The organism is Dyella koreensis (genome assembly GCF_044904565.1).
Taxonomy (GTDB): domain Bacteria; phylum Pseudomonadota; class Gammaproteobacteria; order Xanthomonadales; family Rhodanobacteraceae; genus Dyella_D; species Dyella_D koreensis.
On record NZ_JADIKD010000010.1, the window covers coordinates 491640 to 513494 of the forward strand.

The 21855-nt window shown below is 62.0% G+C and carries 25 protein-coding genes; 12 read left to right on the plus strand and 13 right to left on the minus strand.

The window, feature by feature from the left end:
* Positions 1-311: 311 nt before the first annotated feature.
* Positions 312-1208 (plus strand): NAD(P)-binding domain-containing protein, encoded by an 897-nt coding sequence (locus ISS97_RS11740; RefSeq protein WP_379986491.1) that lies wholly within the window; start codon positions 312-314, stop codon positions 1206-1208.
* Here the strand turns inward: ISS97_RS11740 and ISS97_RS11745 are convergent.
* Complete coding sequence (locus ISS97_RS11745) at positions 1205-1657, minus strand: fasciclin domain-containing protein (RefSeq protein ID WP_379986490.1); 453 nt, start codon at positions 1655-1657, stop codon at positions 1205-1207. The genes ISS97_RS11740 and ISS97_RS11745 overlap by 4 nt on opposite strands.
* Before the next feature lie 488 nt (positions 1658-2145).
* Between ISS97_RS11745 and ISS97_RS11750 the strand changes: the two genes are divergently transcribed.
* The 4 genes from ISS97_RS11750 to ISS97_RS11765 all read left to right on the plus strand — a co-directional run bounded on the left by ISS97_RS11750 (position 2146) and on the right by ISS97_RS11765 (position 4548).
* Positions 2146-2451, plus strand: coding sequence for a hypothetical protein (locus ISS97_RS11750; protein WP_379986489.1), 306 nt, complete (start codon positions 2146-2148; stop codon positions 2449-2451).
* 96 nt (positions 2452-2547) lie between these two features.
* A complete protein-coding gene (locus ISS97_RS11755) occupies positions 2548-2850 on the plus strand; it encodes a TonB-dependent receptor (protein ID WP_379986488.1) in 303 nt (100 codons plus the stop codon).
* A gap of 938 nt (positions 2851-3788) precedes the next feature.
* Positions 3789-4244 carry a fasciclin domain-containing protein gene (locus tag ISS97_RS11760; RefSeq protein WP_379986487.1) on the plus strand — a complete coding sequence of 152 codons (456 nt, stop codon included), beginning with the start codon at positions 3789-3791 and terminating at the stop codon, positions 4242-4244.
* A gap of 82 nt (positions 4245-4326) precedes the next feature.
* On the plus strand, positions 4327-4548 hold the full coding sequence (locus ISS97_RS11765; RefSeq protein ID WP_379986486.1) for a hypothetical protein: 222 nt from the start codon (positions 4327-4329) through the stop codon (positions 4546-4548).
* A gap of 18 nt (positions 4549-4566) precedes the next feature.
* Here ISS97_RS11765 and ISS97_RS11770 read toward each other — a convergent pair whose 3' ends face one another.
* Together ISS97_RS11770 and ISS97_RS11775 are read right to left on the minus strand one after the other, a co-directional pair.
* A complete protein-coding gene (locus ISS97_RS11770; protein WP_379986485.1) occupies positions 4567-5964 on the minus strand; it encodes a sensor histidine kinase in 1398 nt (465 codons plus the stop codon).
* On the minus strand, positions 5961-6626 hold the full coding sequence (locus ISS97_RS11775; RefSeq protein ID WP_379986484.1) for a response regulator transcription factor: 666 nt from the start codon (positions 6624-6626) through the stop codon (positions 5961-5963). The genes ISS97_RS11770 and ISS97_RS11775 overlap by 4 nt, the downstream gene beginning before the upstream one ends.
* Before the next feature lie 172 nt (positions 6627-6798).
* On the opposite strand from ISS97_RS11775, the gene ISS97_RS11780 reads away from it, so the two are divergent.
* From ISS97_RS11780 to ISS97_RS11795, 4 genes are all read left to right on the plus strand, one after another.
* Entirely contained in the window at positions 6799-7449 is a 651-nt protein-coding gene (locus ISS97_RS11780) for a DedA family protein (protein WP_379986483.1), read from the plus strand.
* Complete coding sequence (locus ISS97_RS11785; RefSeq protein ID WP_379986482.1) at positions 7446-8039, plus strand: class I SAM-dependent methyltransferase; 594 nt, start codon at positions 7446-7448, stop codon at positions 8037-8039. Before ISS97_RS11780 ends, ISS97_RS11785 begins: the two co-directional genes overlap by 4 nt.
* A 191-nt stretch (positions 8040-8230) precedes the next feature.
* On the plus strand, positions 8231-8557 hold the full coding sequence (locus ISS97_RS11790; protein WP_379986481.1) for a carboxymuconolactone decarboxylase family protein: 327 nt from the start codon (positions 8231-8233) through the stop codon (positions 8555-8557).
* Positions 8558-9375: 818 nt separating this feature from the next.
* On the plus strand, positions 9376-9747 hold the full coding sequence (locus tag ISS97_RS11795; RefSeq protein ID WP_379986480.1) for a cupin domain-containing protein: 372 nt from the start codon (positions 9376-9378) through the stop codon (positions 9745-9747).
* Positions 9748-9807: 60 nt separating this feature from the next.
* Here ISS97_RS11795 and ISS97_RS11800 read toward each other — a convergent pair whose 3' ends face one another.
* On the minus strand, positions 9808-10656 hold the full coding sequence (locus tag ISS97_RS11800) for an NAD(P)H-binding protein (protein ID WP_379986479.1): 849 nt from the start codon (positions 10654-10656) through the stop codon (positions 9808-9810).
* An 81-nt stretch (positions 10657-10737) separates the two neighbouring features.
* Between ISS97_RS11800 and ISS97_RS11805 the strand changes: the two genes are divergently transcribed.
* The gene (locus ISS97_RS11805; RefSeq protein ID WP_379986478.1) at positions 10738-11733 is read left to right on the plus strand and encodes an AraC family transcriptional regulator; all 996 of its coding nucleotides are present in this window, start codon (positions 10738-10740) and stop codon (positions 11731-11733) included.
* Between the two features lie 104 nt (positions 11734-11837).
* Here the strand turns inward: ISS97_RS11805 and nadS are convergent, their stop codons facing one another.
* From nadS to ISS97_RS11820, 3 genes are all read right to left on the minus strand, one after another.
* On the minus strand, positions 11838-12128 hold the full coding sequence (nadS, locus tag ISS97_RS11810) for a NadS family protein (protein ID WP_379986476.1): 291 nt from the start codon (positions 12126-12128) through the stop codon (positions 11838-11840).
* Between the two features lie 2 nt (positions 12129-12130).
* On the minus strand, positions 12131-12463 hold the full coding sequence (locus tag ISS97_RS11815; protein WP_379986474.1) for a type II toxin-antitoxin system RelE/ParE family toxin: 333 nt from the start codon (positions 12461-12463) through the stop codon (positions 12131-12133).
* Between the two features lie 117 nt (positions 12464-12580).
* Positions 12581-13660, minus strand: coding sequence for a serine hydrolase domain-containing protein (locus tag ISS97_RS11820; RefSeq protein WP_379986472.1), 1080 nt, complete (start codon positions 13658-13660; stop codon positions 12581-12583).
* Positions 13661-13809: 149 nt separating this feature from the next.
* Between ISS97_RS11820 and ISS97_RS11825 the strand changes: the two genes are divergently transcribed.
* Entirely contained in the window at positions 13810-14946 is a 1137-nt protein-coding gene (locus ISS97_RS11825; RefSeq protein WP_379986470.1) for a sensor histidine kinase, read from the plus strand.
* A complete protein-coding gene (locus ISS97_RS11830; RefSeq protein ID WP_404580102.1) occupies positions 14922-15587 on the plus strand; it encodes a response regulator transcription factor in 666 nt (221 codons plus the stop codon). The genes ISS97_RS11825 and ISS97_RS11830 overlap by 25 nt, the downstream gene beginning before the upstream one ends.
* Here the strand turns inward: ISS97_RS11830 and ISS97_RS11835 are convergent.
* The 6 genes from ISS97_RS11835 to ISS97_RS11860 all read right to left on the minus strand — a co-directional run bounded on the left by ISS97_RS11835 (position 15584) and on the right by ISS97_RS11860 (position 21841).
* A complete protein-coding gene (locus ISS97_RS11835; protein ID WP_379986468.1) occupies positions 15584-17212 on the minus strand; it encodes a family 43 glycosylhydrolase in 1629 nt (542 codons plus the stop codon). The two genes, ISS97_RS11830 and ISS97_RS11835, sit on opposite strands and share 4 nt — an antisense overlap.
* Positions 17213-17432: 220 nt before the next feature.
* Positions 17433-19283 (minus strand): chloride channel protein, encoded by a 1851-nt coding sequence (locus ISS97_RS11840; protein ID WP_379986466.1) that lies wholly within the window; start codon positions 19281-19283, stop codon positions 17433-17435.
* A gap of 106 nt (positions 19284-19389) precedes the next feature.
* Entirely contained in the window at positions 19390-20010 is a 621-nt protein-coding gene (locus ISS97_RS11845) for a helix-turn-helix transcriptional regulator (RefSeq protein ID WP_379986464.1), read from the minus strand.
* A 44-nt stretch (positions 20011-20054) separates the two neighbouring features.
* Complete coding sequence (locus ISS97_RS11850) at positions 20055-20720, minus strand: hypothetical protein (RefSeq protein WP_379986463.1); 666 nt, start codon at positions 20718-20720, stop codon at positions 20055-20057.
* A 103-nt stretch (positions 20721-20823) separates the two neighbouring features.
* Entirely contained in the window at positions 20824-20976 is a 153-nt protein-coding gene (locus tag ISS97_RS11855) for a hypothetical protein (protein WP_379986462.1), read from the minus strand.
* A 25-nt stretch (positions 20977-21001) separates the two neighbouring features.
* Positions 21002-21841 (minus strand): uroporphyrinogen-III synthase, encoded by an 840-nt coding sequence (locus ISS97_RS11860; RefSeq protein WP_379986461.1) that lies wholly within the window; start codon positions 21839-21841, stop codon positions 21002-21004.
* Positions 21842-21855: the final 14 nt, after the last annotated feature.

A 21855-nucleotide genomic window follows, 5' to 3' on the forward strand; every position in this document is an offset into this window, starting at 1 on the left:
CTGAGCAAAGCCAGAGGACTGCTTATCTTCAAAAGCGACCATCCCGTTATGAGGTTGTGGATGTAGCGTCCTTTCCGCGCTCAAACGCGATCACGCCCGGCTTTTGCTTCCCGGCATGCGGTTTTACGCCGCCCGGCGAGGCCGCTGCGTGAAGGGAGCACCAGGTAGATGGGCCATGATTGGCACGAAGGAAGGCCACCTGGACGTCGAAACGACGTCGCGGGCCTCACGAGGGCATAACCGCATCCCGATCAGACTTTGATGATCAGATGCCGGTATTCCTCGATACTAGAGGATCGAAGAGGCAAGCGATGCAAATCGGCATGATTGGATACGAAGCGGCCAACGCTCGCGTCGCCATGCAATGGCTGGAGGCCGGATATCAGGTCGTCGGCTTCGGTCCGGGCCGGGATGGGAACGAAAGAACCTTGTATCCGGGGCTGACGCTGGTCGATCGCCTCGATGACCTGGCGATAGCTTTGCCGCCTCCCCGTACGCTATGGATGGCCTTGCCTGACCGCGCTGAAACCGAACATATCTATACCGAGCTGCTGCCGTTGCTCAGCATAGGTGACACGGTCATTGACGCGGGCTGCTCCTATTACAAGGACACACAGCGTCGAGCACACGTCTTCTCACGGTTTCGCTTTCAGCTCATCGATGTGGGCGAGTGCGGAGCATGGCCATCTGCGGAAGGTGGCGGCATGGCTATCGGAGGAGATCCATCAACCATTGAGCATCTGAGTTGGCTTTTCGAGGCGCTGAATCCCGCGCGCACTCAAGCCTGGGGTCGAGTGGGTCCGGAAGGATCGGGCCATTTCGCCAGGATGATCCATGCCGCCATGGCGTCAGCCATGGCGCAGATGGTCAAGGAGGGTTTCGCCATCCTTCATCGCAAAACAGACCCCACGCTCGATTTCTCTCAACTGGCGACGATCTGGAGCCACGGCGATGCCGCGCGCGCTCGTCTTCTTGATCTGACAGCCAACGGCCTGGTGGGAGTGGATCGTCAGACAAGCGACCGGAGCGATGGGTTCGATGAAAAGTGGATTCTCGATGAAGCGTCCGAGCTAAGCGTGACCACCCCCGTACTCGCGTGCTCGTTGTTCGAACTGCTGCGTAGCTCCACTCCTGAGAGCGGCAGTGATGGGACACCCGCACGGAGTCCTGCGGCGGGGCGTACCCCGCCACAAGATCCTGTTGGTTAGTGCTTAGTGGGCACGTTCACCGTGTCGATCGCGTGGATGATGCCGTTGCTCGAGGCAATATCCGGCTCGGTAATGGTGGCGCTGCCGATGCGGAGCTTGTCACCGTCCTTCGTAATCGGTGCGGTCTGGCCTTGCATCATCTTCGGCGCGGTCAGCTTTCCGACTTCGACGACTGATGTGCGACCCGGCAGCACGTGATACTTCAGTACGGAGATCAGCTCCGCCTTGTTCTCCGGCTTCAGCCAGTTTTCCAGCGTGCCCTTGGGCAGCTTTTCGAACGCCGCATCCGTCGGCGCAAAGACGGTGTAAGGGCCGTTGCCCTTCAGGATATTGGTGAGTCCGGCCACTTCCATGGCTTTGCCCAGCGTATGAAAGGAACCGTTGGCCGCCGCTGTCTCGACGATATTCTTGCCAACAGTGCGCGAAGTATTGGAATCATGATTGGACATAAGTTTGCCTTGAGTAGTGATCCGCAGGGCGGATCCGGAGCGGCCGAAGCCGCGACTCCGATGCAGATCGGAGAAGTACCCAGATGGCGTTAGGGAGAGGACCGCGTAACTGAGACGCCTGCCAAGGAGGAGACTTTCTTTCCTGGCGCCGCAGCAGCATGCGCTTGCACTTGTTAGCTGACAGTAATCCGAAGGCATGGCCCGCAGGCGCAAAGCAGCCAGCATGGCCTGTACTTCAAAGATCCCAAGCATCGAGATACCTGAGTGCAATCGGGAAAGGCGAACCGCTTCCGGAGCCAGGCTTGCATCGCGCCCCCGGCAAGACCTTACAGGGGCGTAACAACACGAAGCGCATGTTGATCGTGCGCCGGGGCTTCGTTAGACCCGCTCCGGTCGCCTCAGATTATCTGTGGTTGTTCTTGCAAGGCCTCTGAGTTCTCTCCGCCTTGGCCGGAGCCGCGGGCTAGCGCTTGCTTATGACCTGCAGGATGCAGATCGACACTCGAGGCAACTCCATGCATACACCCCATCAAACGAACTCGCTCCACTTCCACCCGCATAAGCCGCACTTCGCGCCCCTTCCGGATGCCGCGGACAGCGAACAGCGCAATCGCTGGTTTCCGGGCTACGACGCGTCGGTGGCTTCGCGGCGGGCAAAAGCCCCGACGCCGCAGCGAGCGATCATTCCCGGAATCGATTCGCCAGAACCGGGCAAGGACTGGCAAGACATGGACGCCAATGGCATACATGACGATGGCGCACCTTACTCAAGCGCTGATCTTCACGATCGCTGACGACAGCCGCCGGTCCAGCAACACTCGAGCTGTCCGCACGTTTCCCCATCCTGGGGAAGTCGGTGCAGGCAACGATCCATCCCAAAGGCAACCATCATGACCAGCATTTCCGGCAAGACCACCAACGGCTTTACCTACGTAGGTGAGTACGAGCACGCAAGCGCGGATCGTGTCACGTGGTCCGCGTCCTACCGACGTAGCGGCATCTTCTTCGGCATGCGGCACGGGCGCGTCAACGAACTTCTAGGGGTCCCTGCCGGGGAGGTCGATGAAGCCGTGCAGGATGACATCGAGCTCACGTGGGCCCAGTCAAGGCCTGCCTCGGACCGCCGACGCGACGCCGGCCAGGCACTGGGAACAAGGACACCTGTGCAGCACACGGTGGGCAACCTGACATAGCTATACGCCGCTCAATGCTGCAGCCAATGTCTCTTCACCGTTTGACCGTTCGCCGCCGAGCGCCAAGCGCATGCCTGGCAGCCGCAGCCGCCCACGCAAGGCTCCAGGCAACTGGATCGACATCGGCAGGGCACAAGTCGAGAGGCGCCCTTGCGCACTTCAAAGAAATCGGCGAGATCAAAGAATCCATGCGTTGCCCGATAGCGGAGCAGACATTCCTCCGTCGGATAGGGATTCGCCTTCATATGAAATTCCCCTGTAGGAAATCCATCATACGACCGCTCCCGTTACTTATTCAGTTGACGGATACCGTGGCGCCGCGAAGTCATCGCGAATGGCAGGTCGATCGGCGATGTGTTGCGCCCGGATTATGTGTTGTAACTCTCCTGCTTTAGGACTAGCGTGGCTGAACACGCGCGGGGGAACGCCTATGTCACCGACTCTCATCGAGACATCGACCGATGGACCAAATGCAGCGGGCCTTTGGCGCGGCCGCTGGCATCTGACCTGTGCAGAAGGCCTCGTCCGCGGTCGATTCGGCGTCACCTCGCATTGGTATGTTTCAGAAAGCGAAGCGCACATCGCAGCCGCCGATATGGCGAACTCGGATCGCCGGAATTTACCCAATAGGGACGGCCTTCTCCCATCACGCTGAAGGCCCGATAGCACGTATCGATTCCAGCCCGTAAAGGCCGGATGTTCCGCATGAATCGATGGCGCGCAGCGCCTTCTTCGATCTCCGGAAGGCACGTTACCCCTACCTAACAACCGCAAGCGCATGCTGCGATGGTGCCAGGAAGGCAAGCCTCTTCCTTGGCAGGCAGCTCAGCCACGCGGTCCTCTCCCTAACGCCATCTGAGTACTTCTCCGATCTGCATCGGAGTCGCGGTTTTGTCCGCCCAAGATCCGCCTTGCGGATCACCACTCAAGGCAACCCCATGTCCAATCGTGATTCCAACACCCCTAACGGCGCGCCGCCCAAGAATCTTGTCGATACGGCAGCAGCCAATGACTCCTTCCATACGTTGAGCAATGCCCTCGAAGCCGCCGAGCTCACCCATGTGCTCAAGGATTCAGGGCCGTACACCGTATTTGCGCCTACCGATGCGGCATTCGAAAAACTGCCCAAAGGCACGCTGGAAAACTGGCTGAAGCCGGAGAACAAGGCGGAGTTGATCTCGGTGCTGAAATATCACGTGCTGCCAGGCCGGACATCCTCCGTCGAGGTCGAGCAATTGACCGCCGCGAGAATGATGCAAGGCCAGTCGGCACCGATCAGGAAAGATGGCGACAAGCTCAGCATCGGCGGCGCCCGCATCACGGAGCGGGATATCGCGTCGAGCAACGGCGTCATCCATGCGATCGATACCGTCATCGTGCCTACCAAGCCATAACGGGCAAGAGCCTTGTGGTGAGGATCAGCCTCACCACGAGAAACCTCCCAACCACCGATTTTTCAGCAATGGAGGAAGCTCCATGAACATGTCCAGACAAGAGATGCGAGGGACTTTGAGTCGCATTGAAGCCGCCATATCCGCCCTTCGTACCCGCTACGCCAATGACATGAAATTCCTGCAATCGACGAATGGCATCTTCGCGAGTGTCTTCAGCAGTGCCTATCATGAAGACGACGACTGGCTGGCTGCCCAGATCGATGAAGTCTGCACGCGACAAGGCGTGCCCTATCCCATGGCGTGAGCAAAACCCAAGGAACGACTATGTGGCCTCGGAACGAAATCCCGCCGTGGTTGTAGCGCCGCGGAGATCCCCTGGACCACGACCGGCGCCAAACAAAACGGTGATGCCAAGACCACGCATGCCGACGCCCGGACCCAGCTCGATCCGCGCATGGTGCGACTGCGCAATACGCGCCACCAGGGACAAGCCGATGCCGCTACCGCGCTGATCGGTGCCTGCCACACGGTAGAAGCGGTCGAAGATCCGCTCGCGATCTTCCAACGGCACACCAGGACCGTCATCGGCGATGCACAGGTACGCAGCGGTGCCAGCATCATGTCCGCATGCCACTTCAATACAAGCGCCCCTGCCACCGTAGCGTGTCGCGTTGTCCAGCAGATTGCGCATCAGGATGCCGAGTTCGTCCATGTCGCCAATGACGTGCGTCGGCTCGATCTGCAACACGATGCGCTGATGGTTCTGTTGCACCACGATGTCGAAATCGCCGAGCACGATGGTTATCAACTCGGCCAGATCTATCGGCACTCGCGGCCGGGCATGCCGCGTCGCATCGAGCCGCGCCAGGTCCAGCAGCTGTTCAGACAGTCTCGCGCTACGCTCCACCCCGGCCAGCAATTGCCGCAGGCTGGCGTCCTTCTGCTTCACATCGGTGGCGTGCAGGGCGACCTGCGCATTGGCCGACAGCACCGCCATCGGCGTACGCAGTTCGTGTGCGGCATCCACGATGAAATGGCGCTCGGCCTGCACGGCCCGATCCAGCTGCACCAGTTGATCGTTGAAGGCATCCAGCAAGGGGCGGAGTTCCGCCGGCAACGTTGACGTAGGCAATGGCGTCAGATCGAGCGACACACGGCTCTGCATGGTCTTGCTCAGTGTCGTTACCGGCGCGAGCGACCAGCGGATGCCCCAGCGCACGGCCAGTCCGAGCAGTCCCATCATCAACACCAGACTGGCCAGCGTCACTCCAGCTAACCAGAGATAGATGCCCTCGTAGTCGCTTTGCGGTTTGCCTACCTGTACCTGGATGTGCCGCGCATCGTCGCTGACGGCATAGATCCGCCAGGGCTCGCCCCGGACTGAGCGGCGTTCAAAGCCGTCGAGGAAATCCGGTTTCAGTGGCGTATCCGGTGCACCCGGTGAACGAACCAGCAGTCGCCGGCCCACCCATACCTGGTAACTCATGTCGTCGCGCATCCAGGTTTTGGCGGACAGACCCGTCACCGGCGCAATCGCCAGCAGCTGATAGTCCTTCGGCATGAACTGCACGATTTCCCGCGCATGGGACGACAGCGTGTCGTCCCATAGGCCGGTGCCTTCATGACTGAAGAACACACCGAACAGCCCCACCCACAATCCCCAGAAGGCCAAAAAGCACAGCAGAAGCATCACGAACAAACGCCGCCGCAACGAATTCATGCGCAGGCCTCGCCCAGCCGGTAGCCGAGACCGGGGACGGTAATCACCAGCTCTTCGCCGAACTTGCGCCGAAGCTGGTGGATGTAGACCGCGATGGTGTTGCTCTCGATATGTCCGTTGCCGCCGTAAACGGCATCCTCCAGTTGGCTGCGCGTCACAGGGCGGCCTTTGCGCTCCATCAGCGCAAACAGTGTCCGGTATTCATGCAAGCTCAACGCGGCCGGCTGACCTCGAAAGGTGACTTCGCGCCGGCTGGGATCCAGCTGCAGTTCGCCACAGCTCAACAAGGGAGCCACCCTACCCTGGCTTCGGCGCAGTACGGCGCGCAACCGTGCGTACAGTTCATCGAACTGAAAAGGTTTGACGACGTAATCGTCGGCACCCGCGTCGAGGCCGCGCACCCGCTCGCTCAACTGATCGCGGGCAGTGATGATCAGCACGGGCGTTGTGTCATAGCGTTCGCGAAGCGCCGTCAGCACGCTGAGACCGGAACTGCCGGGCAGATGCAGATCCAGCAGCACGGCGTTGTAGCCGTGGTCGACCAGCATGGTCTTTGCCGCGCCGGCATTCGCGACCCAGTCCAGCTCCCAGCCTTGTTGGCGTACGCCGTCGCCGACGGCCTGGGCCAGCATGGCATCGTCCTCCACCAACAATATCTGCATTGGACATGCCCTCCCTTGTCTATGCCGAATGCCTGGAGCTTGGCGTCACGCGATTAAGACGTCCTTAAAACCGGTAACCGACGATGCACCCGTCACGAGCCTACGCATCGAGGTTACCTGCCATGCCCGCCGTTGCTCTTCCGCCCGCCGAACCCTCACGGCGACTGCCGCCATGATGATCCTTGCCGCGGATCCCGTGGGCCAACTGATGGCATGGATCGCCATGCATGGTTTGCTGGGGCTGGCCGCCCTGGCGGTCGCCGAGCGGCTGATTCCGGTGCTGCCCTCTTACGCCGTCCTGGTTGCCGTCGGTATCGGCGCCGCGCATGGCGAATGGTCGCTGCCGGAGGCGCTGGCCGCGACTTGCGCAGGCGGCCTGACCGGATGCCTGTTGTTCTACTCGACCGGCATGATGCTCGGGCAACGCCGTGCCACGGCACTGATCGACGGTTCGGCCCGGCTGATGCGCTTGCCGCCCGCCTCCGTGCAGGACATCGCTCACCGTTTGCGCGCGCATCAGCGCCGCTATGCCTTCATCGCCCAATTGATTCCGGTGGTGCGTCTGATCGCTCCGGGCATGGCGAGCCTGCTTCGCCTGCGCGCCCTCGGCTTCATTGCCTGCACGCTGCCGGGACTCGTGCTCTGGAACACGTTGTTTATCGGCATCGGCCTTCTCGCCGGTCGATGGGCGGATTCGGTCAACGCTTCGGCGCTCGCGCTACAGACATTCATCGTGCTGCTGGCATGCGAAATCCTCATCGTCGCCCTATGGCGCTGGCTGGCCACCCGGCATCCAGACACCCACCGGAACTCCGCACCATGACCTTCACCGACACCTTGCTGTTTCTGCGCGCATGGCTGCGCGGCCCGTCGAAAATCGGTGCCGTGGCACCGTCCGGGGCCGCACTTGCGCGGCTGATCACCAGGGATATGGGACCTCGCAGCGGTCCGGTGATCGAACTGGGGCCCGGCACCGGCGTGTTTACTCAGGCCCTGCTCGACCGAGGGGTTCCCGCGCATCGGCTAGCCCTGGTCGAGAGCGACAAAACATTTGCCAGCACGCTGATGCAACGCTTTCCGGACACACGCGTGTTGAACATGGATGCCGACTATCTCGGGATAACCGAACCACTGTTCGGCATCGAGCGCGCCGGTGTGGTCATCAGCGGGCTGCCACTGCTATCGATGCCCCGAGAGAAAGTCCTGACTATCGTCGACGGCCTGTTCTCGCGCCAGTTACGCAAGGACGGCACGTTTCACCAATTCACTTACGGACCACGTTGCCCGCTGCCACCGCACGAGCTTCGCGAACTGGGCCTGGAGGCTACACGCGTGGGCAGCGCTCTGCTGAATTTGCCGCCGGCCTCGGTCTATCGCTTCCGCCGCCGCAGGTCGGTCAGCCTGGCGATCTGAGGCGGTTGTCGGGTCTAAGGCGAGCTCGTAAGCGGGCCTGGCGTCAGCGCATGGCCACACCTACCGCCATTCATGAACCCATCGCATAGAGGCATCCGGTCTTCCGGCCTTTATCGGTGACCGAGCCACACCTATCCTCTCATCGCATCCCCGCCACAACGCATCGATCGCCACATCCGGAGATTTCCCCCATGTCAGAGAAGCCCACCAACGGCCGCAAGGCGTTCGGCCACATTGCCCCTGCCCTCGCCGATTACACCGACAACGTCTTGTTCGGCGACGTCTGGGAGCGGCCAGGGCTTTCGCCTCGCGATCGCAGCCTGATCACCGTGGCCAGCCTGATCTCGCTCTATCGCCTCAACGAGCTCCCCTTCCACATGAAGAAGGCGCTCGAAAACGGTGTGAGCAAGGACGAGCTGATCGAAGTCATCACCCACCTCGCCTTCTACTCGGGCTGGCCCACGGCGGCCTCGGCACTGCCTATTGCGCAGCGTGCGTTTGAAGAAGCAGGTCAATGACTTGGTTCGCGCTCTCACGGCTGGGGTGAGGGGGTGGGTGTGCGGTTCACCGTTTCTGCTTCGTCATTCCGGCGTAGGCCGGAATCCAGAGTGGTGCGCATGGTTGTCGCGTTATCGCGACCGGGCTCGCCTGCCGCGGGCTTCCGAACCGCTGCCGCGGTCCGGGTCACTTTCTCTTTGCTGGCCCAAAGAGAAAGTAACCAAAGAGAAATGGCCTGAGAGCAGGTGACGTGCTCCGTAGCTGCGCATCCTCCAGTGCCAGACATCGGGATAGCTTCGCTTCGTGCTCTCTTCGCTGGAGCTGATTGGCGTTGTCAGAGCCGCGCGATTTTCTCCTCCCCCTGCTTGCGACGCAAAGCTAGTCCCGTGGGACAGGGGGAGGCTGGGAGGGGGTAAGCCCTTGTGACAACCTCTCCCGATACGCCTTCTCAAGTACTCACCCCACCCCAACCCTCCCCTGCGAGCAGGGGAGGGGGCACGAGCAAACCCAACGTCCGACACTGGAAGACGCGTAGCTACAAAGCACACCGCGCTCTTCCAGACCATTTCTCTTTGGTTACTTTCTCTTTGGGTCAGCAAAGAGAAAGTGACTCGGGCGCCGGCAGGCGTCCGACATGCCCGCTGCATAAGCGACCAGAGCGCGATAACGCAACGATTGGCGCGACCACACAACCACAGCACCTGCTCCACATATTCCAGCGCAGCGATTTCAAACAAGCCCAAACCACTCCCCCCAGCTTTCGCCGATAGAACATCTGGCAACCAACACTCGTTGGCGTCATGCTCATCCGACACTTTCGCCGGCAGGAAATATACCCATGTCATCCATCAAATCACCCAGGCAGATCGCCGAATCGCTCACCGAATTATGGTCTCCGCGCGTCGTCGCGGAAGTCGACGACGCCTACATCAAGGTCGCCAAAGTCCAGGGTTCGCTGGCCTGGCACAGCCACGAAGGCGAGGACGAGTTGTTCTTCATCCTGAAAGGCCGCCTGCGCATCGAGATGGATGATGGCGCGGTGGAGCTGGGCGAAGGCGAGATGTTCGTGGTGCCCAAAGGCGTGCGGCACAACCCCGTCGCCGAGAGCGAATGCCAGCTCATGCTGATCGAGCGCAAGACCACGCAGCACACGGGCAACGTGGTGACCGAGAAGACGCGCTCGCTGAGCGATCAGTTACGCCCGGTGTAGCAAGCAGAGGATCCGGAGTCATTTTTTCGCCAACGGAAAAATGACTCCTTCAGGCAACCCTCATCCCCGCACCCACGCAGCCGCCGCGCGCGCGGCATACGCATCGAACGCCATCGGCGGGCGGCCCGTCACTCGCTCGACGGTATCCGTTACGACAGCACCCGCGCCTTCCCGGATCGCTTCCTGATCTCGCACCACCACTGCTGCATAGTCGGCCGGAACGCCGCCGCCCTGCAGGATCGCGGCAAATTCGTCCGAAGAGATGTTCCGATGACGGATCTCGCGTCCCGCCGCCTTGCTGATGACGGCGGTGGCTTGCGCAAAGGTGAGTGATTGCGGGCCCGTGATGGGATAGATGGCCTGCGCATGGCCTTGCTCGGTCAGCGCGGCAGCGGCAACCGCTGCGATGTCCTCCGCATCGACGAAGGCTACGGCACCGTCGCCCGTTGCCGTAGCTACGGTATCCGCATGAAGAATGCCGGGCAGAAAGAATGACTCGGAAAAATTCTGCGCGAAGCCGCCGGGACGAAGCAGTGTCCACTCCATGCCTGAGTTCATCACCAGCTGTTCCACTTTGCGCCGCCCTGAATCCTCCGGCTCGTGAGGAAAGCCAACCCCCAGCGAGGAAACGGCGACGACGCGTTTGACGCCGAGCTGTTTCGCCCGATCGAGGAAGGGAGCCATGACGCCCGATGGGTCTTCCACAAAATCCGGGCCGATCACATAGATCGCATCGACGCCTTCCAGTGCTGCCTGATGCGTTTCGGGCTTGTCCCAGTGAAACGGCGTGTGTTGCGGACTGGCTTGCCGACTGGCCGCACGCACGGTGACGTCGCGAGCCTCGAGCAAGGGAACAAGGCGGCGACCGGATTTTCCGGTGGCGCCGAGCACTAGAACGGTAGCAGTCATGAAAGCACCTCAAGGGTGGTGAGTGAGGTGTCAGGCTACGGCCGCTTGACGCGCTTATGAATGGGTGAAAAGCTACCATACATGTTCGAACGTCTCGATTCCCGCTTCGACGTGCTCGCCCAAGTCCTCGAGGCCGCCCATCTCGGCCGGGCGCTTTCTGCACGCATCGAGCTTCGCGCGCCCTGGGCTCTGCACTTCGCGGACACCAACCGTCGCGCCGGTTTCCATGTGGTCACCGAGGGGCGTTGCTGGGCAATGCTCGACGACAGTGCCGATGCGGTCGAGCTCGGCGCGGGCGATATCGTGGTGTTTCCCCATGGCGCCGGACATGTGCTGGCCGACCAGCCCGACACTCCGAGCATCGAGATTCACGAAGCGGTTGGCGACCTCGCACCGGGCCAACGCATGAGCCTGCCGAATCCGGGAACCGGCGCGTCGGCCAGCGTGCTGTGCGGCTCCTATTCGTTTGCGCCGGATGGCACGAACCCGCTGCTGCGCGGCCTGCCGCAACTGCTGCATCTGCCAGCCGATACGCTGCGCGGCACGCCGCTCGAAGCGGCAATGCAATGGCTGGCGGCGGAAGCCAAAGGTGCAGCACCCGGTACCGCTCTGATCATCGACCGGTTGGTCGATCTCCTGTTTGTTTATGCGCTCAGGCTATGGACCGCACAGCAGGATGCAAGCCACCCGCAGACATGGTTCGGCGCCCTGCAAGATCCGGTCGTCGGACCTGCCGTGCATGCCGTACACGGCGATCCCGCGCACGCCTGGACCGTCGAATCACTGGCGCAGCGCGCCGGGCTTTCGCGAGCGGCTTTTGCGCGGCGCTTCCAGCAAGCGATGGGGGAGCCGCCACTGAGCTATGTCACGCGCTGGCGCATGACCGTGGCCGCGGGCTTGCTCGCCGATGGGCACGCCATTGCGCACGTCGCCGACCGTGTCGGCTATGAAAATGAATTCGCGTTCGCCAAGGCATTCAAGCGCATTCGCGGACTGGCACCGGGGCAGCATCGGCAGAAGCATGCGAAGCAGCGGCAGGAAAGAAGCGCGCAGGCGGAAAACGGTTTTTCGGACTAAGACGTGGAGGGACGTGAACCCGCCCCGCTTTTCTCATGGGTTCGAAATGGGCGCGATGCGCGGCATTTACTCCAGACGATGTAACCCTCAGTTACATCGCCTCCTTAATCAATAAGCGCAGCAAGTACGTGTTGCGGATCTTTCTCGATAGCGCGCAACAAGGCCCGCGCCGGACCGGTCGGATTGCGGCGCCCCTGCTCCCAGTTCTGAAGCGTGCCAATTTCCACATCAATGACCTTCGCAAATTTGGCCTGAGAGAGCTTGGTGAGCGAACGGATACGCTTCACCTGCTCAGAAGCAATGTAGACCTCGCGCGAAGAAGCACGCTCGCCCCGACGAATTTCATCCATCTGGGTAACGCTTTGCATGAGTTCGTTGAAAAGTTCTTTTTTCATGGTCATCTCCACTGCTCAATCACTTGCTTGAGCGCTTTTTTCTGCGACGCAGTGAGGTTCTCGGCTTCATTTTTTGAATACGCCAGCAGAAGTGCTATCTGCGACGCACTGCTGAAGTAGTAATAGATCACTCGCGCACCACCGCGTTTGCCATGGCCTTTGGCGGCCATGCGAATCTTCCTGAGTCCACCCGTTCCAGGAATTACGTCACCCGCTTCGGGGTCATTTGCCAATGCGCGTTGGAAATCGGCGTAATCGTCGTCATCCACAAGTGCAGCGATCTGACGGGTGAAAACCGGAGTCTCGATGAAGATTATGGCGCGTATATACGCCATTGACGTATATACGTCAATGGCGTATAGCCAGCAATATCATCAATCCGGTGCCTTCGAAACCGCTCCAAGCACGCCCAGGCAGCATCAGCAGAAGCAGCGATCGGCGGGCTCCACAAACTAATCGGACGCCCCGACCATCATCCCGTGCAACGTCTGCAGGTGACTGCGCCACCCGTCTTTGCCAAAGGCGGCAAACAGGCCCATCTGCAGCAGGCTACGCCCGGTGTCATTGCGGGCGACGACCACCAGATGATGCCTGGCATCGACGATCATGAATTGACCGCCCCATCCGTCGGCCCACACCACATGGTTGCGGCGGTCCAGCCACCAGAGATAGCCATAAGCGTCGAAGGGCGGCATGTCGTGGATGTCCGAGTACGGCTGCGTGCTTTCACGAATCCACGCTTCGGGTATCACCTGGTGTCCGTTCCACGCGCCGTTGTTGGCGTAGAGCATGCCGAATCGCGCCAGATCCGCGGCGCTCATGAAGATCACGAACTGGCGATGCTCGGTGTAGCCGGGCTGGTCGTAGATGACGTGTCCCGGCTTGAAGGTGGTCATACCGGTCGGTTTGGCGATCCATTCGTAGAAGGCCTGCCCGATGCTCAGGCCGGTGCGGCGCTCGAAGATGACGCCGAGCACATTGAAGTCCCAGTTGTTGTAGTAGAAGAATTCGCCTGGCCGATGCGAGCCGCGGCGAGGGCGCCCCTCCTTCATACCCTGCGCCTCACCGGCGGCTTCGATATAGATACCAGAGCGAGACATCAGCAGATCGCGCACCGTTGCCGACTTCTCCAGCGCAGTCAGCGGCTTCACCTTATCGTCAATGGCCAACTCGCCCAGCGTCTGGTCCAGACGGATGTAGCCCCGCGCGATAGCGATGCCGTAGAGCCCACTGAGCAGGCTCTTCCTCACCGAATGGGTATTGATCGGAAGATCTGCCTCTCCCCATTGCGCCAGTTGCCTGCCGTCTTTCAGTGCGACGAAAGCATCGAACTGCGTTTTCTGCGGCAGATAGGCATAAGCCTGCTCGATGAGTGCGCTGTCCTTGACGGACGCGGGCTGCAACGTGGTGGCGAACGCATTGCGCTCTCCACGCGATATGACCGGTAGCGAGGTCACTACCAGACCGATGGCTGCCAGCAGGGCAAACAGGAGGCCCCCCATCTTCGCGGCACGTGCCAGCTTTATCTTCATTTTCGCCAGACCTTGATCAGGATGTGGCGTGCAGTCTGGTCACGCGTGCTGACTGCGTCAGGCATCGAAAGTCACCAGGCCGGGTGACGAAAGTCACCACTTTCCGTTTCCGCTTGCCTTTCGTATCGGCAGACGGAAAGCTAGCCCGCATGAGGCTGGCGATATCTCCCCAATCGGCGATTGCGGTGGCAGGCCTGATGGCATGGGCGGCGATTGGACTTGAGTTATGGTCTGGCCCGCTGGCAGCCACCACGCTGGGCGCCCTGTTTCCAGTCCACGGATTGTCGAGGTCGCTGCATGCAGTGTTTCTTCTGGTGTTCCTGGCATCGATTGGCATACGCGGCCACGATGCCGTCCAGCTCGCACTGGCCGCCACACTCAGCGCCATCACACTGGCCCTGGTCGCCCTCTATCGTTACAACTCCGCCGCCGCATTGCTGATCGTGCCGATGCTGGCCTTCGCACGGTTACTCAATGTGCGGATGCTGACCGCCGTCTACGTGGCGTTGAACGCTCTGCTGCTGACCATCGTCCTGATGTTCCGGCAAATGGATGCGCCGCTGACCTACGTCAGCCTGCACGCCAGCCTTCAGTTGTTCGCCATCATGGTCGCACGCTTCGCCCAGAACGCGGAGCACGCACGGAACATGCTCGCCAGCGCGCATGCCGAGCTGCTGACCACGCGCGGCATGCTGGCCGAGTCCGCCAGACACCAGGAGCGCTTGCGCTTGTCGCGCGAACTGCACGATGTGGCGGGACACAAACTCACCGCGCTGCGCCTGAACCTCGCGGCGATCACCCACAACCGGCACCTCGATCAGGCGGCGGCGGTGGTGTTGTGCTCGCGTCTGACCGAAGAACTATTGGACGATCTGCGCGGCGTGGTGCACCAACTGCGGCTGCACGACGGACTGGAACTGGGCGCAACGCTGCATCGGCTTGCGGCGCCCTTCCCCCGGCCTCGCGTACTTCTGGACATTGCCGACGATGCACGCGTCGCCACACTCGACCAGGCCGAGGCCCTGCTGCGCACCTTCCAGGAAGGCCTCACCAACGCAGCGCGCCACGGCGACGCGGCGCATGTCTGGGCAACCTTGTCCCGCGACGGCGACCAAGTACGACTGGTGATCCGGGACGATGGCCGCGGGCGCGCCCCTGTACGCGCCGGACATGGATTGAGCGGAATGCGGGAGCGTCTCCAGGCCTTGGGCGGCGATCTCGAATTCGAGCGCGCCGGCGACACCGGGTTCCATCTGTCTGCATGGTTGCCCATAGCGTGGCCGTGATCGGGCCGAAGCGTATTCGCATCGCGCTGGCGGATGACCAGGCGCTGGTGCTTTGCGGCCTCAAGGCGCTACTCGGCGGCTTCGAGCAGTTCGAGGTCGTCATCGAGGCCGACAACGGTGAGTCACTGCTCCACCAGATGACGACAACGGCCGTCGATGTCGTGCTCTCCGATATCCGCATGCCGGGACTCGACGGCTTCGGCCTGTGCGAGCGACTGCGGCAGCTTCCAAAGTCTCCACCCGTCATTTTGCTGACCACGTTCCATGACCCGGACATGGCCCTGCGCGCCGCCGAAGCCGGTGCAGAAGGTTTTCTTCTGAAAGATGCCTCGCCGATGGAGCTGGTCGCGACGATCGAGGAAGTCGCCAGAGGGCGTACCGTCATCGCCCCGATTTCGACCGACCTGCTGCGCACACGCTATGCCTATCACGATGACGCCGCGCCCAGCGGGCGCTTCAACAAGCGCGAGATCGACATCCTTCGCCTGCTGGCGGGCGGATACACCAACCGCGAGATAGGCCAGGCGATCCACATCGCGGAAGGCACCGTCAAAAACTACCTCATCGATATCTTCGACAAGCTGGACACGCGCGATCGGACACGCGCCGTGCTGAAAGCCATCACCCTGAAGATCATCTAGCCTTGAATGTCGCCCGTCGCGCGATAGGTGAAGTCCCGCAACAGAATGCTTCCTTCATTCGCACTGTAGATACCGAGCCTGAGGCTGAGAAAGCCGCCGAACACGTTGTGGTGGATGCCGGAGACTTCCATGCGAAGTCCATGCAGGACCCAGGTCCGTCCGCCGTCGTGTGAGTAGTGGAAGGTGATGACGTTGTTGTCGTTGATCAGCCTCAGCCGCACGCTGGATGTCGGTATCGCCACGCGCATCCAGGGTTGTTCTTCGGCGTATTCATAGGTCTTCATGCCGTCCGGCGTAAAGCCGATGCCGACGAAGGCCTTGTGGTTGTAGAAAAGCAACAGCCCACCTTCGGCCTTGCCGGTGAGCTCGATGGTGACTTCAGCGACATACGAGCGATCGCCGACGATGCAGCTCAACGGCGAGCTGTCTGCCGGCGAGCGTCCCCTGGCGGCGATGCGTAGCCCCTTCGCTTCATAGGCGATCCGCTGCATCTCGTCCGGCGCGGGGTCATGAAAGCACCACTGCACGCCGAACTTGTTGGTGCTGAAATCATCCGAAAGAGCGTGACCCGATGGCCCGCCCTCCCCGCCTTTGGGTTTCGGCAGCGGCTTGGAGAGATCGCCGCCCTTGGCGCGGAACCAGCCATCGCTGGTCCATTCGATGGGTTCCAGCAGCGTCTGCCGGCCAAGCGTGCGGAAGCCGTTCTCGTAACCGTGATAGACCATCCACCAATCGCCGGCCGGGCCTTCCACCAGCGACGCATGTCCGCGTGACCACCACGGCTCATCGACACTCGTGGTGCGTACCAGCGGGTTGTGCGGGCAATGCTCCCACGGACCGTGGATCGATCTGGAACGGGCGGCGATCACCATGTGCCCTGTCGGCGGACCCGCGGTACCGCCGACGGCGGTAATCAGATAGAACCATTCGCCGTGGCGAAGAAGCTTGGGCCCTTCCGGCGCGAAATTCTCCACCACCCAATCATCGGGATATCGCCAAGGTTGATAGGCCGATTCCAGCGTGCCGTCAGTGGCGAGGCCGTCATCGGTCAGGCGTATTTTGCGGATGCCGTTGACGAACAGATAGCGCTTGCCATCCTCGCCCACGACATGGCCGGGATCGATGCAATCGGGGATCTTCAGATCGACCGGATCGCTCCATGGGCCTTCGATGCGATCGGCCCACACCGCGTAGATCGACCATCCCTTGCCGATCGGGTTGGCCGGGATATAGATGAAGTAGCGGCCGTTGTGCTTGCACAGATCGAGCGCCCAGATAGGGCCGAGCGACTTGGATACCGCCGGCCCCACCGGCGCCCAGTTCACCAGATCGGTGGAGTGCCAGATGATCACCGCCGGGTAGGCATAGAACGACGAAAACGTCATGTAGTAGTTGTCGCCATCCTTGAGGATGGTGGGGTCCGGATGGTCGCCGGCCATGATCGGATTCAGATAGGTGCCGTCGCCGAGATCGGCTTTCCTCTGGCCTTCGATCCCGGGCTTCCATGCGAGGCGCCTTTTACGCACCGCGCCTTGAGCTGCCACCGCCGGGCTCATGACAAACGGCGCGGAAGCCGCACCAGCCAGCAACAACTTGAAGGTATTGCGACGTGAGCTGTCCACCATACCCTCACTCTCTTATTTGTGTTGAAGCCGGAAACGCTCCAGCAACGCCCACGCATCTTCGGGCAAGCGCGCCTTACGATTCCTGCCATTAGCGGTTACGTTTTTAGATGACGGCGGAAGCCTTCCAGGTGAAGCTGGAGCCAGCAGCCGCGCCCGCTTCGGCCGACGAAACGCTGCGCGTGGTGCGCGTCAACACCGGAAACTGCCGAGTACGGGCAGCTCAGCGACTAGCCGATGCCTTGCCCGCAAAATGCCGATGGATCTCCCGCGCCTCGCGCAACCGGCGTGCATGTGCCGCGAGCAGATCGCCGCGAGTGATGATGCCGGTGACGCGATGTGCGCTGGAACGATCGACCACCACCAGGCGTCCGACATCGGCTTCAACCATATGGTCCGCCGCATCGCGCAGCGTGTGGTTTTCGTCCACTACCAGCGGCGGCCGCCTGATCAGCGCGCCCACCAGCATCTCAGGGGATGGGTGATCGAACAGATCGCGACGGGTGATCACGCCAACCAACCGATCCTGCTCATCCAGCACCGGAAAGCCCTGATGCCTGGTGGTGGCGCCACCGCCTTCCATCCACTGACGGACGGTGGCCAGCGAATCGTTCGCACGCAAGCTGACTACGTCGCGGCTGCAGGCGTCGCGCACAAGGATGCGGTCGAGATGGTCGGCAGCGTAGTCACTCGGCACGCGCACGCCGCGCCTGGCGATCTTCTCGGTCATGATGGTGTGCCTCATCATCAGGCCCGACACGAGGTACGCCGCAGCGCAGGCACCCAGCAACGGCAGCAGCGCATGAGTCTGCAAGGTCGTCTCGAAGGCAAACACGATCGAGGTGAGAAAAGCACGCGACGCACCGGCAAAGATCGCCGCCATACAGACCAGCGCCGCCATGCGCGGATCGATCTGCAGCCACGGCGCCGCATGCAACAGGCCAAGGCCGAGCACACCACCCAGGGCTCCGCCGATAGTGAAGAGCGGCGCCAGCGTCCCCCCCGACGTACCGCTGCCGAGCGCGATGGACCAGGACAGCAACTTGAAGCAGCACAGCGCCAGCATCGCACTCAGACCCAGCTCGCCCGAGAGCACGGCGCCGATATTCGAGTAGCCCACGCCCAGGGTCAGCGGCGCGATGTAACCCACGGCGCCCACCACCAAACCACCCAGCGCCGGCCACCACATCCAGTGGATCGGAAGCTTCTCGAAACCATCTTCGATGGCATAGGTCAGCCGCGTGATGCCGACACTGGCAACGCCGGTCAGCAGTCCAAGCAAGGCGTAGACAACCAAGGCTGCCAGACCCGGCGCCGCCAAGGCAGGCATGGCGAACATGGGCTCGCTGCCCTCGATGACGTAACGCACACCGGTGCCGATGAAAGCAGCCAACGCCACCGGGATCAGCGAACGTGCGCGGCGCTCGAAGAGCAACAGTTCAATCGCCAGCAGAATCGCGGATACCGGCGCGGAGAACACCGCCGCCATGCCAGCCGCGGCACCCGCAGCGAGCAGCGTCTTACGCTCGTCGGCCGTGACATGCACGAACTGCCCCAGCAACGATCCAAGCGCACCGCCCGTCGCAATAATCGGGCCTTCCGCGCCGAACGGACCGCCAGTGCCGATCGCCACCGCGGAGGAAACCGGCTTCAGCCAGGTAAGGCGCGGCTTGATCCGGCTCTCGTTGATCAGCACCTGCTCCATCGCCTCGGGAATGCCGTGCCCACGAATGGCCTGCGATCCCCAGCGCGCCATGACCCCGACAATCAGACCGCCGATGACAGGTACGAGGATGACCCACAATCCAAGCCGGTTACCCGCGGGGCTGACAAACGCATCGCTCCAGCGGCCATAGAACGCCAGGTTGGTGATGAGCCCGATCAGCGCCGTCAGTGCGCGCGCCACGCCGGCCATGACCGCACCCAGCACCATCGCCATGGCGGAAATCCACAACACCCGCCGGTCGAGCGGCCGGAAGCGCCGCGGCATATGGGCCTCGGCCAGGACCGGATCCAGCGAAGGGGCAAGCGGAATCGCCGCACGCGAGTGCGGATCGTTAGTGGTGTCGTGCATGGAAGGCGACTCAGAACCGAGGCCGCGCAAGAGTACGCGTTTGGAGGCTCAGTAGCTGGCTGGAAAATGAATGGCCATCCAAAACGGGATCGGCCGGCCGCCGGCGTCAGCTATCCGCATCGCCGTCCGACTTCGCCGCTGCGGCATCGACCCGGAACCGGCAGCACTGCCCGCCGCGCACGATGCATTCCATATGGTGGACGTTGCGTCCGCTCGCCGCCTTCATATAAGCGACGTCGAACTTGCAGACTTCCTTGTGCTGCGAGGCCAGGGCGTGGAAAACACAATTGAACGCCTCGATCTGCCACTCGTCCCGATACTTGACCGGCAAAGCCTCATAGCCAAGCCCATCAAGATGGGAAGCCAGCACACGCACTACTTCTTCCTGAGTTGCCGTCGCCGGCAACGGCACCTCTCGCTGCCCCAGCGACAGCCCCATCTGCTGCATGAACTGGTCGAGCTGTTCGTCGCCCAGCCGGCTTCGAAGCGCGGCGAACATTTCCGTGGCTATCACCCCGTAGTTGCGGGGAAACAGCGAACGCCCCTGCTCGGTCATGCGGAAGGTGGCCAGGGGCCGCCCTCCGCTGGGCCTGGACTGGGCACGCTCGACATAACCGTGTGCGATCAGCGCACTCAGATGCTGGCGTACCGCGTTGTGCGTAATGCGCAATTTCATGCAGAGCGTTTCGACCGTGCAGCCCGCGTGCTCGACCAGCAGCGCCCTCATGAGACGCTGCTGGGTTTCGCCTAGAAGGCCGAGGCCACTCATGCTCACGCGGCTTTGTCAGGAAACTGCTTGGCGATGGCGCCGGCCAGCGCGTCAGCGATGACATTCATATGCGCCTGCATCGCCGTCCAGGTCGTGGCCTCCGTCTTCATGTCGCCGGCCATGATTTCCTGGATCTGCGCGGAGTGATGCGCGACGTGCCCGGCCAACAGGCTGGCCACCGTGGGCTCCGGCAAGTTGGGATTGGCTGCGGCGAGGAACGTTGCGATCTCGGTGCCATTCGCGTTCAACGTCTTCATCGCCGCTGCCTGGGCCGCCGCGTCGTGCGCGCTGTCCGCCGCCGTGAGCGCTTTCACGCCACCCCAGTGCCCTGCCAGCAAAGTAAACATCTGATCGCCCGCCGCTTTGCCATAGAAGCCGCCAACGGCATCAGCGATGGCTCTCGCGTTGGTCACCACCGCATCTTCCGCCGCCTTTGCCTTGGCCGCATCGTGCGCGTGCACGGCCAGCGCATAGTCACGCGTATGCACCACATGTTCGTGCCACAGCGAACGCATCGCTGCCTGCAACTTGGGCGCCGCCACCGATGCACCTGCGTCCATGCTCATGCCGTCCATCATGGAAGCTGCCGCCAAGGGCAAAGGCTGCGCGAAAGCCAGGCCCGCACAGGCCAGCGACAAGGCCGTTGCGAATAGAAGTCGAATATTCATTGGTTTACCCCGGAACGTCGCCCTATGCGACGGCGCTCATTCTGGGCGCGCCCTCATGGCACGCAATAAACCTATGTGTAAAGCCTATTCCATAAGGCGTTAGCTAGATAGAGGGCGCAGCCTCCGAGCCGAGCCGGTCGTAGCGCTCCGCATATTGCTTCAGGATTCTCAGCGTCCTTGCCCAGTAAAACTCCAGGTGCTTGAAGATGATCAGCGTGGGAAAGTTGGTCGCCACCAGCGTCAGCTCGGTGCACATGCGAAGGACAAGCAGGGTGGAGGCATCAGCGCGCCAGGGCAGTGATCAGCGCGTTGGTAAGCGGCTTCAGGTAGTAGCTTCCCGCGGGAACGACCCGGACACTGACACCACGCGTCGCAAGTGCATCGACGACAAGAGGCCCCACAGCGGCAACGACCACCTGCGCCAGCGCTTCCTGCAACGCTGTGCCTATCTTTCGTTCCTCAGCGACGCGGAACAGACGATCCACCTGCTGCAGGCTGGTGAAGGCAATGGCATCGATGCCGCCCTGCCGCATGCGCTCGACGAGGGTAACCACGTCGGCATCGGCGGCGGCATCGGCATAGACATAAGGCGCCACGGGCAAGGCCAGCGCGCCCGCCTCGGCAAGAAACGCCATCAGCGGTGCGTTGGGGTCGCTGCCATACAACTGCACGCCGATGCGCCGACGACGCAGATCGAGGTCCCGTAGCATCGCGATCATGCCGGCCGTCGTTGCCGGCTCGGCTACCAGCGCTGGTCGCAAGCCCAGTTCGCGCAGCACACGCCCGGGCTTTGGCCCTCGCGCAACGATGCGTACTTCGCCGAGCCGTTCGACAAAGCGCTCGCGCCGGTCGGGTGCGTGTCGGTCGATGGCACTCAACAGGCGGCGCAGCCCTTCACCGGTGAACAGCAGGAGATCGTCGCAACCTCCGGCGTTGAACATGCGCAACCACTCAAGCACCGGTGCCGGATCGGGTGCATCGCAGATATCGACCAAAGGGCAACGCCAGACCTCTGCCCCGCGCCGTTCCAGCAGTGCGGCAAACACATCCAGCTCACGCGATTCGGGAACCGCGATGCACCGGCCCGCCAGGGCATGACTCGACTCGACAGATGGCGTCATGGATCACTCCCGAA

What these genes read in the sequence shown, in the direction of transcription:
- ISS97_RS11845 (WP_379986464.1), bottom strand. Translation starts at nt 20,010, where the DNA reads ATGAGGGCGCTGCTGGTCGAGCACGCGGGCTGCACGGTCGAAACGCTC.
- nadS (WP_379986476.1), bottom strand. Translation starts at nt 12,128, where the DNA reads ATGAAAAAAGAACTTTTCAACGAACTCATGCAAAGCGTTACCCAGATG.
- ISS97_RS11765 (WP_379986486.1), top strand. Translation starts at nt 4,327, where the DNA reads ATGAACATGTCCAGACAAGAGATGCGAGGGACTTTGAGTCGCATTGAA.
- ISS97_RS11785 (WP_379986482.1), top strand. Translation starts at nt 7,446, where the DNA reads ATGACCTTCACCGACACCTTGCTGTTTCTGCGCGCATGGCTGCGCGGC.
- ISS97_RS11800 (WP_379986479.1), bottom strand. Translation starts at nt 10,656, where the DNA reads ATGACTGCTACCGTTCTAGTGCTCGGCGCCACCGGAAAATCCGGTCGC.
- ISS97_RS11780 (WP_379986483.1), top strand. Translation starts at nt 6,799, where the DNA reads ATGATGATCCTTGCCGCGGATCCCGTGGGCCAACTGATGGCATGGATC.
- ISS97_RS11840 (WP_379986466.1), bottom strand. Translation starts at nt 19,283, where the DNA reads ATGCACGACACCACTAACGATCCGCACTCGCGTGCGGCGATTCCGCTT.
- ISS97_RS11860 (WP_379986461.1), bottom strand. Translation starts at nt 21,841, where the DNA reads ATGACGCCATCTGTCGAGTCGAGTCATGCCCTGGCGGGCCGGTGCATC.
- ISS97_RS11850 (WP_379986463.1), bottom strand. Translation starts at nt 20,720, where the DNA reads ATGAATATTCGACTTCTATTCGCAACGGCCTTGTCGCTGGCCTGTGCG.
- ISS97_RS11820 (WP_379986472.1), bottom strand. Translation starts at nt 13,660, where the DNA reads ATGAAGATAAAGCTGGCACGTGCCGCGAAGATGGGGGGCCTCCTGTTT.
- ISS97_RS11835 (WP_379986468.1), bottom strand. Translation starts at nt 17,212, where the DNA reads ATGGTGGACAGCTCACGTCGCAATACCTTCAAGTTGTTGCTGGCTGGT.
- ISS97_RS11775 (WP_379986484.1), bottom strand. Translation starts at nt 6,626, where the DNA reads ATGCAGATATTGTTGGTGGAGGACGATGCCATGCTGGCCCAGGCCGTC.
- ISS97_RS11745 (WP_379986490.1), bottom strand. Translation starts at nt 1,657, where the DNA reads ATGTCCAATCATGATTCCAATACTTCGCGCACTGTTGGCAAGAATATC.
- ISS97_RS11760 (WP_379986487.1), top strand. Translation starts at nt 3,789, where the DNA reads ATGTCCAATCGTGATTCCAACACCCCTAACGGCGCGCCGCCCAAGAAT.
- ISS97_RS11825 (WP_379986470.1), top strand. Translation starts at nt 13,810, where the DNA reads ATGAGGCTGGCGATATCTCCCCAATCGGCGATTGCGGTGGCAGGCCTG.
- ISS97_RS11790 (WP_379986481.1), top strand. Translation starts at nt 8,231, where the DNA reads ATGTCAGAGAAGCCCACCAACGGCCGCAAGGCGTTCGGCCACATTGCC.
- ISS97_RS11815 (WP_379986474.1), bottom strand. Translation starts at nt 12,463, where the DNA reads ATGGCGTATATACGCGCCATAATCTTCATCGAGACTCCGGTTTTCACC.
- ISS97_RS11750 (WP_379986489.1), top strand. Translation starts at nt 2,146, where the DNA reads ATGCAGATCGACACTCGAGGCAACTCCATGCATACACCCCATCAAACG.
- ISS97_RS11740 (WP_379986491.1), top strand. Translation starts at nt 312, where the DNA reads ATGCAAATCGGCATGATTGGATACGAAGCGGCCAACGCTCGCGTCGCC.
- ISS97_RS11795 (WP_379986480.1), top strand. Translation starts at nt 9,376, where the DNA reads ATGTCATCCATCAAATCACCCAGGCAGATCGCCGAATCGCTCACCGAA.
- ISS97_RS11830 (WP_404580102.1), top strand. Translation starts at nt 14,922, where the DNA reads ATGGTTGCCCATAGCGTGGCCGTGATCGGGCCGAAGCGTATTCGCATC.
- ISS97_RS11805 (WP_379986478.1), top strand. Translation starts at nt 10,738, where the DNA reads ATGTTCGAACGTCTCGATTCCCGCTTCGACGTGCTCGCCCAAGTCCTC.
- ISS97_RS11755 (WP_379986488.1), top strand. Translation starts at nt 2,548, where the DNA reads ATGACCAGCATTTCCGGCAAGACCACCAACGGCTTTACCTACGTAGGT.
- ISS97_RS11855 (WP_379986462.1), bottom strand. Translation starts at nt 20,976, where the DNA reads ATGTGCACCGAGCTGACGCTGGTGGCGACCAACTTTCCCACGCTGATC.
- ISS97_RS11770 (WP_379986485.1), bottom strand. Translation starts at nt 5,964, where the DNA reads ATGAATTCGTTGCGGCGGCGTTTGTTCGTGATGCTTCTGCTGTGCTTT.